Consider the following 8499-nt stretch of genomic DNA (forward strand, 5'->3'; position numbering starts at 1 on the left):
ATTTACGGAATATTCCAACTATATTTATGCAATGCTAGTGAAATTAGTACGATAAATTAAGGGAGAGAACACATTGGTAACATTATACATTACTAGGCATGGAGAAACAGAGTGGAATAAAGAAGGAAGATTACAAGGTTGGAAGAATTCAAACATAACGGAACATGGTTGAAAAAATGCACAGCTTTTGGGAAAACGTTTAAAAAGTGTTGATTTTGAAGCGATTTTTTCTAGTCCAAGTGGGCGGACACAAGAAACAACGCACTTAATCCGTGGAGAAAGAGAAATTCCTGTTATTTACGATGATCATTTAAAAGAAATACATAAGGGTGAATGGGAAGGGAAAGTAAGGAAGGATATTGAAGGAAAATATCCAAATGAATTTTATGCATTTTGGAATGATCCAGTAAATTATTCACCAATTGGCGGTGAAACCTTTGAAGAGTTGCGTGTTCGCGCTGAAAAGGTGTTACAACGAATTAAAGAAGAGATTCCTTCAGGGAATGTACTGATTGTGACCCATGCGATTATGATTAAAACTTTATTTACGATATTTAAAGGAAAATCAGTAAAAAAATTATGGGACCCTCCGTTTATTCATGATACAAGTTTAACGGTTGTTGAAGTGACGGAGGATGGTTCTAAAATTGTCATTGAAGGAGATGTTTCTCATAAAGAGGCTCCGAAACTAATGGGGGAAAAGTAAAATCAGTTAGCGATAAGCACATAATAAGAAGCTGACCAAATTTCTATCGCCTAATTTGGTCAGCTTATTTATCATTATTTTGTATCAATCGTATCAATCAATTGGTCGAACACCCCTAAGTTTTCTTCATAGGATGCTGAAGCAAATGAGAATACGTAGGCTACACCATTTACAATTACTACTCGTTGATTAACTTGAAACCCTGATTCCTCTGTAATTCCTTCAGCAAATTCAATCCCGTTGGCATTTGTTTTTGTTGAAAATTCTTCATATTCAATACCGTAATTTGTAGAAGCAATTGATAAATATTCTTCAGGAGACACATTTAGTGGCAGTTGTTCTACAGCAACATTCATTACGATTGTTTGGTCTGCGTTTGTTATATCGAATGTTGGAATTAGTTGTTGCTCCATCGCAGTTGCTGAAAAAGTATTTGGATAAGAAAATATAATATCACCAACTTTAACTATATAATAATCGCCATCATCAGCTACAATAAATGAATATTCATCTATCTCAGCATAGTCATTACTTCCTTCTTCAACTGGTTCTTCATCTAAATCTTCATCTTCGGTTGTCCCTTGTTCGTCATTATCATTTAATTCATCATTATTATCTTTATCTAAATATTCTTCTAAATCATCATTGTCTCCAGTGTCATCTTTATTGCCAAAAAGTCCACCATCAGAATTTTTATCATTCTCTTCTTCAATTTTTGAATCCTCTTTTGGATTTTTTCTTGAACCGTCATCATTACTGCAACCAGCAAGTAAAAGAATACCAATAACAATACTTGACAATAAGTACTTTAATTTCATGTTCTCCCTCGCATTCTTTGGTGTGAAATTTTTTTGACCTACAGTGAGGCCTCAATTTTAAATAGTATGCAAATGTAAAATAGATGATTACATTTATAAGAAAAATTAATAAAAAGCAATCTTATGAAAATTTTAATTAAAGTTTATTTTTAATTATTCAAGAATAATATTGACCAATTCATTTTCTGTTGCTAATATAACCTTATTAATTGAATAAAAGAGTAAGCGTTGAAGTTTGTGGGTAACACTACAAATGGAGCAGCTTCTGGAGAGACTGATTTTTTTCGGCGCCGAAGGATTCACAATCTCAGGCAAAAGGACAGAAGAGTAACGATTATTGTTATTCTATTGTTTATTGAGATTGGAGAAGTCCAATCTTTTTTTGTTTTATAGAAAAATAATAAGGAGCGTTTACCATGGAAACAAAAAGGGCTGTAGTTAGTGTAGTAGGAAAAGATCAAATTGGAATAATTGCTAAGGTAACATCGATTTTAGCTTCAAATGAAGTTAATATTTTAGATATTAGCCAAACGATTTTACAAGATTTTTTTACAATGATGATGATTGTTGATGTTTCAAATATTTCAAGTTTAGAAGATTTACAGGCCCAATTAAATGAATTAGGTGAAAAGTTAGGGCTGACTATACATGTACAGTTAGAAGAAATATTTCGTGCAATGCACAGAATATAAAGATTACAATTGATAAGGGGAAATAAAATATGGACATCACTCATAGTGAAATGCTTGAAACGATTAGAATGGTACAAATGGAAAACCTCGATATTCGGACGGTAACGATGGGAATTAGTTTAAAAGATTGTGCCGATTCCAATTTTGAAAAAATGAATGAGCGTTTATATAAAAAAATTACGCACTATGCTAAACATTTAAAAGAGGTAGCTGAACAAGTAGAAAGAGAGTTTGGTATACCGATTATTAATAAACGTATTTCTGTAACACCAATTGCGGAAATTTTAGGCAATTGTTCTGTAAACGAAGCAATTGAAATTGCGAAAACATTAGACCGAGCAGCGAAGGATTTAGGAGTTGATTTTCTAGGTGGGTTTTCAGCTCTCGTGCATAAAGGTATGACAAAGGGAGATGAAACATTGATTGAAGCCATTCCTGAAGCATTAAGTGTAACAGAACGGGTATGTGCATCAGTTTCAATCGGGAATACGAAGGCTGGAATCAATATGGATGCTGTTCGGAAAATGGGACTAGTTATTAAGGAAGCAGCTGAGATGACTAAGGATAAGAATGGTTTAGCCTGTGCTAAATTAGTAGTGTTTTGCAATCCTGTTGAAGATAATCCGTTTATGGCAGGAGCCTTTCATGGAGCGGGTGAAGGGGAAGTTGTTTTAAATGTAGGGGTTAGTGGACCGGGAGTTGTGTTAAATGCATTGAAGCGACATCCTGAAGCTGATCTTGGTCAAATTTCTGAAGTGATTAAGAAAACGGTCTTCAAAATTACCCGTGCTGGTGAGTTAATTGGTCGAGTCGTTGCAGACCGTCTCGATGTTCCGTTCGGCATTATGGATTTATCCCTTGCTCCAACAAATGCAATGAATGATAGTGTGGCTGAGATACTAGAAGAAATCGGATTAGAACGAGTTGGTACTCACGGCACAATAGCAGCTCTTGCTTTAATGAATGATGCCGTCAAAAAAGGTGGAGCTATGGCTAGCTCCTATGTTGGTGGTTTAAGTGGAGCGTTTATTCCGGTTAGTGAAGATAACGGAATGATTCGTGGTGTTCAAGAAGGTGCGTTGACACTATCTAAGTTAGAAGCAATGACATGTGTTTGTTCCGTAGGTCTAGATATGATCGCTGTACCTGGCGATGTGTCTGCTTCCACTTTGTCGGGGATTATTGCTGATGAAGCAGCTATTGGCATGATTAATAAGAAAACGACTGCAGTACGAATCATTCCTGTTCCTGGAAAGAAGGCCGGTGAAATGGTTGAATTCGGTGGTTTATTAGGGCGTGCTCCTGTTATGGAAGTGAATGCGTATAGTTCGGATAGATTTATTACTCGTGGTGGACGAATCCCAGCTCCATTACAAGCGTTGAGTAATTAAGAGGTGGACTAGTACAGTAAGATTGGATTCGTCCGAAAGTAAAAAACGACTTTTCTTAAAATTACTTAAGAAAAGTCGTTTGAATTCATTTATTTTCAGATATTTTATCCAGTTTGTACATAATGATTTTGTGCTAAATTCTGTATGCTGGTCATCTGTTGTAAATCAATGTTTCCTCCGCTAACAATAATGCCACAGTGTTTTGAACGAATTTGTTGAGAGTAACTAAATAACGCAGCTATTGCAGCCGCACCGGCTCCTTCAACGAGTGTTTTATTCCGCTCTAACATATAGAGTATGCTACCTGCAATTTCGCTATCAGAAACGGTAACGATATCATCGACAAATTTTTCGATAATTGGTAATGTCTTTTGACCTGGATTTTGCACAGCAATTCCCTCAGCAATGGTAGTACCCACATTAGATTTAGTTTGTTGAATATTGTGAAAGGCTCGGAAAATTGGTGAAGCATAACTAGACTGAACTCCGATGACCTTTATTGTAGGATTTATACTTTTTGCAGCAACAGCAATACCGCTAATTAAACCGCCACCGCCCACGGGAACAATAATAGTATCCAGATCTTTTACTTCATTTAAAAATTCTAAGGCGATTGTTCCTTGTCCAGCCATTACATCATAGTCATCAAAAGGATGTATATAAATTTTTCCAGTACTTTTTTGTTCTACCAGTGAAGCTTTATAAGCTTCATCGAAATTTACCCCGGTTAAAACAACTTCTGCACCGTATGCTTTCGTTGCATTTATTTTATTTATCGGGGTGTGCTTTGGCATATAAATTGTCGCTTTTATATTTGATCTTTTAGCAGCGTAGGCAACACCTTGTGCATGGTTACCTGCGGAGGCAGTAATGACGCCTTGCCGCCGCAGATTTTCAGGTAGTTGCATCATTTTATTTAATGCACCACGAATTTTAAATGCCCCAGTTTTTTGTTGGTTTTCCATTTTAAAATAAACTTTTTTACCAACAATTCGATTCGTTGTTTCTGATGTAATCAGAGGTGTTTGATGAATCAGCGGGTACAATTTTTTATAAGCCGTTTTAACTTTTTCACTCGTTAAATAATCCCCATGTTATAAACACACGCTCCTTAATTTTTCGTTAATTGTTTTACTTCTTGCTCTTTTTCTTGCTCTGGCTTTTGGATAAATGGCATTAATGCACGAAGTTCCCGCCCAACTTTTTCAATTGGATGTTCTTTTTCACGATTATTAATCGCATTGAATTGAGGACGATTAACTTGATTTTCTAAAATCCAGTCTTTTGCAAACTTACCGGATTGAATATCAGCCAGTACTTCTTTCATTCTTTCCTTTGTTTCATTATTTATAACCCGTGGTCCTGAAACAAAGTCACCCCATTGAGCAGTGTCTGAGATGGAATATCTCATGTAGGAAAGACCACCTTCATACATTAAATCAACGATAAGTTTCATTTCGTGTAATACTTCGAAATATGCAGCTTCAGGTTGATACCCAGCTTCTGTTAACACTTCGAAACCAGTTTTTACAAGTTGAGATAGGCCACCACAAAGTACAGCTTGCTCACCGAATAAATCTGTTTCTGTTTCTTCTTTAAATGTAGTTTCTAAAACCCCTGCACGTGTAGCTCCAATTCCTTTTGCGTATGAAAGGGCTAATTCTTTTGCTTCACCAGTTACATCTTGATGGATTGCATACAATGCCGGTACTCCTGCGCCTTCAGTATATGTGCGACGAACGATATGACCAGGGCCTTTTGGAGCAACAAGGAATACATCGACATCTGCTGGTGGTCGTACTTGCCCATAATGAATGTTGAAACCGTGGGCGAAGACTAGCGCTGCGCCAGATTTCAGATTTGGTTCAATGCTTTCTTCATATACTTTTGGTTGACTCTCGTCTGGTAATAATACCATGACAACATCAGCCATACTTACAGCTTCTCTTACTGGTAAAACTGTAAAACCATCTTCTTTTGCTTTTTCAAAGGATTTCCCTTTTCTTAAACCAATTACAACGTCATAACCGCTATCGCGCAAGTTTTGCGCATGGGCATGACCTTGAGAACCATACCCGATGATAGCAATTTTCTTTCCTTGTAATAGATCTCTTTGAATGTCTTTTTCTAATAAAACTTTTACCATAATTATCTCCTCCATAATATGAATTTATTATTAAATTGAAATAGAACTAACATCAGAAATTTGTGGTTGATAGCCACGTAAAAATGCAGTTACTCCAGTGCGAGTGATTTCTTTAATGCCATAAGACTTTAATAACTCAATTAAGGCATTAATTTTTTCTGGTTTACCTGTTACTTCAACTACAAGGCTGTCCTTACTAACATCAATTATGCTAGCGCGGAAAGGTAGTATGAGACTTTGAATTTCTGCTTGGTGTTGTCTAGATGCAGATACTTTAATGAGTGCAAGTTCGCGAACAACATGGGATTTATCTGTTATGTCCTGAACTTTTATGACATCAATTTGCTTATTTAATTGTTTCGTAAGTTGTTCAACTTTTAAATGATCCGCTACATCGATTACAAAGGTCATTTTAGAAATGCCTTCTTTCTCTGATTCTCCAACAGTAATACTTTCAATATTAAATTGCCGTTTTGTTAACATACCTGTTATTCGATTTAAAACACCGCTACGATTTTGAACAGTAGCTGTTATAATTCGCCTCATGTTCTCACTCCTTTTCAACACCAATCATTTCATGTAAACCTTTGCCAGGTGCAACCATTGGATAAACACACTCTTGAGGAGCAATGCGACAATCAACAACAACTGGTCCTTTGATTGCAAAGATTTGTTCTAGTTGTTTGCGAGCATTTTTCTCATCATCAATTAATAATCCTGGGATATTGTAGCTCTCGGCTAGTTTTACAAAATCTGGATTATAGGAAAAAACTGATTCTGAATAACGTTCTTCATAGAACGTTTCTTGCCATTGACGAACCATTCCTAAAGCTTCGTTATTGAGAATGATGACTTTAATTGGAAGGTTTCTTTCTCTAATAACTGCCAATTCTTGTAGTGTCATTTGAAATCCACCATCACCTAATATGGCAACTACTGTATCATTTGGTGCTGCTAATTGGGCACCGATTGCAGCTGGTAAACCGAATCCCATTGTTCCCAGACCTCCAGAAGTAACCCAACGATTTGGTTGATTGAATTGGAAGTACTGCGCTGCCCACATTTGATGTTGCCCAACATCTGTTGTAACGATTGCATCTCCGTTTGTAATGTCGAAGATTTGCTCTACAACCCATTGTGGTGAGAGTCTTTCTTTCGGCTTTTCATACCATAGCGGTTTTTCTTTTTTGTATTGATTTAAGTGACTATTCCATTGTTGAAGATCCGGTGTTTCAACTTCATGTTTAAGTAATAGTTTTAAAACTTCTTTTGCATCGCCAACTATTGGAATCTCAGTATCTACGTTTTTACTAATTTCTGCTGGATCGATATCTATATGGGCTACTTTTGCCTTTGGAGCAAAATGTTGAAGATTTCCTGTCAATCGATCATCAAAGCGAGCACCGATATTGATTAACAAATCACATTCCGTTAAAGCCATATTTGCCGCATAAGTGCCATGCATGCCTGCCATACCAAGGAAAAGCGGATGTTCGCCAGGAAAACTACCTAAACCTAAGAGTGTGTTCGTAACTGGAATTTGATACTTTTCGACGAATTGTTTCAATTCAGTAGAAGCTTTCGCAAATAGTACACCTGCACCTGCAAGGACGACCGGTTTTTTCGCCTGTTTAATACTTTCTAGTAATTTTACTACTTGCAATGGATTTGGATAAATTGTTGGTTGATATCCTTGTAAATGAACTTTGAAATTTTTATTTAGTTTGACAGGATTTGTCAAACCTTGGGAGATATTTTTCGGAATATCAATAACTACTGGTCCTGGACGTCCTGTTGTTGCAATGTAAAAAGCTTCTTTAATGATTTTTGGTAAATCTTCTAGATTATTAACTTGATAGTTATATTTTGTGATCGGTGTTGTAATACCGATAACATCTGCTTCCTGGAATGCGTCTGTGCCAATCACCCCTTTTGCAACTTGACCGGTTAGGACAACTAAAGGTAGTGAGTCAATCATTGCATCCGCAATACCGGTCACAAGATTTGTAGCTCCAGGTCCAGATGTTGCTAATACAACACCAGGTTTTCCAGTTACTCGTGCATAACTTTCGGCTGCATGAATTGCCCCTTGTTCATGCCGAGTAAGAATATGTTGAAATGAGGCTTTTTTACGATAGAGTGCATCATAAATCGGTAAAACAGCACCACCTGGATAACCAAATACAAATTCCACATTTTGCTCTGTTAAAGCATCAATCAAAATGTCCGAACCTGTGACTTGTTGAACTTGTTTTTCCTGCTCCTTCACTACTTTTAGACTCACTTTTATAACCTCCTAGAATTTTTTAGAAAAGGAGTTATAAAAAAAGACCCCTTTCTCCCTAAAAAGCCGCAATAATAGCTAGCTGTTTGGGGAGAAAAGAGCCTCCTTTCCTCGGTACCACCCAAATTCATAGTATCCTTACGAATACTACCTCATGAAGCTATTTAGTAATAGCTTCCGTTTTGGTAACGGGTATTTATTATACCCGGGTAAACCTAATAGGAAAATCCGTTCAGCTTACCACTCAAGGATGATCTGGAAACAGTATGTATACCAGGCTTCCACCATCCCTGGATCGCTGAAATACATGGACATTGTTTCCCGTTCCTCTCATTGCTTTTACAATTATAGGGTATGTTGTTCAAAAAAATACACTTGTTTAATGATTTGAAAAATTTATAATTTAAAAAGGAGTCTATTATATAAAAATGTTTTCGTCAATAGTTTTTACAAAAATTTTAA

Annotated in this window: 7 protein-coding genes, 1 pseudogene and 1 riboswitch; of the genes and pseudogenes, 3 read left to right on the forward strand and 5 right to left on the reverse strand. The window is 36.4% G+C overall.

All coding sequences use genetic code 11. The features are described from left to right. Positions 1-73 precede the first annotated feature (73 nt). Positions 74-706 (forward strand): annotated as a pseudogene (locus GW534_RS14955) (histidine phosphatase family protein). Between the two features lie 74 nt (positions 707-780). Here the strand turns inward: GW534_RS14955 and GW534_RS14960 are convergent. Continuing rightward, positions 781-1524: a hypothetical protein gene (locus GW534_RS14960; RefSeq protein WP_161921790.1), complete on the reverse strand. Its 744-nt coding sequence runs from the start codon at positions 1522-1524 to the stop codon at positions 781-783. Positions 1525-1779: 255 nt separating this feature from the next. After that, positions 1780-1857, forward strand: a riboswitch (glycine riboswitch). Between the two features lie 83 nt (positions 1858-1940). On the opposite strand from GW534_RS14960, the gene GW534_RS14965 reads away from it, so the two are divergent. Both GW534_RS14965 and GW534_RS14970 read left to right on the forward strand, forming a co-directional pair. Continuing rightward, positions 1941-2216: an ACT domain-containing protein gene (locus GW534_RS14965; protein WP_161921791.1), complete on the forward strand. Its 276-nt coding sequence runs from the start codon at positions 1941-1943 to the stop codon at positions 2214-2216. A gap of 29 nt (positions 2217-2245) precedes the next feature. Further along, on the forward strand, positions 2246-3607 hold the full coding sequence (locus GW534_RS14970) for a PFL family protein (protein ID WP_161921792.1): 1362 nt from the start codon (positions 2246-2248) through the stop codon (positions 3605-3607). A gap of 104 nt (positions 3608-3711) precedes the next feature. Here the strand turns inward: GW534_RS14970 and ilvA are convergent, their stop codons facing one another. The 4 genes from ilvA to ilvB all read right to left on the reverse strand — a co-directional run bounded on the left by ilvA (position 3712) and on the right by ilvB (position 8037). After that, positions 3712-4653 carry a threonine ammonia-lyase gene (gene ilvA, locus GW534_RS14975; RefSeq protein ID WP_161921793.1) on the reverse strand — a complete coding sequence of 314 codons (942 nt, stop codon included), beginning with the start codon at positions 4651-4653 and terminating at the stop codon, positions 3712-3714. Between the two features lie 65 nt (positions 4654-4718). Further along, positions 4719-5753: a ketol-acid reductoisomerase gene (ilvC, locus tag GW534_RS14980; RefSeq protein ID WP_161921794.1), complete on the reverse strand. Its 1035-nt coding sequence runs from the start codon at positions 5751-5753 to the stop codon at positions 4719-4721. Between the two features lie 30 nt (positions 5754-5783). Further along, the gene (gene ilvN, locus GW534_RS14985) at positions 5784-6299 is read right to left on the reverse strand and encodes an acetolactate synthase small subunit (protein ID WP_161921795.1); all 516 of its coding nucleotides are present in this window, start codon (positions 6297-6299) and stop codon (positions 5784-5786) included. Positions 6300-6303: 4 nt separating this feature from the next. Continuing rightward, complete coding sequence (ilvB, locus tag GW534_RS14990; RefSeq protein ID WP_161921796.1) at positions 6304-8037, reverse strand: acetolactate synthase large subunit; 1734 nt, start codon at positions 8035-8037, stop codon at positions 6304-6306. Positions 8038-8499 lie beyond the last annotated feature (462 nt).

The sequence above is a fragment of the Pallidibacillus pasinlerensis genome (assembly GCF_009996845.1).
Taxonomy (GTDB): domain Bacteria; phylum Bacillota; class Bacilli; order Bacillales; family Caldibacillaceae; genus Pallidibacillus; species Pallidibacillus pasinlerensis.

Coding starts and splice junctions, on each gene's coding strand:
- ilvN (WP_161921795.1), bottom strand. CDS start 6,299: ATGAGGCGAATTATAACAGCTACTGTTCAAAATCGTAGCGGTGTTTTA.
- GW534_RS14960 (WP_161921790.1), bottom strand. CDS start 1,524: ATGAAATTAAAGTACTTATTGTCAAGTATTGTTATTGGTATTCTTTTA.
- GW534_RS14970 (WP_161921792.1), top strand. CDS start 2,246: ATGGACATCACTCATAGTGAAATGCTTGAAACGATTAGAATGGTACAA.
- GW534_RS14965 (WP_161921791.1), top strand. CDS start 1,941: ATGGAAACAAAAAGGGCTGTAGTTAGTGTAGTAGGAAAAGATCAAATT.
- ilvC (WP_161921794.1), bottom strand. CDS start 5,753: ATGGTAAAAGTTTTATTAGAAAAAGACATTCAAAGAGATCTATTACAA.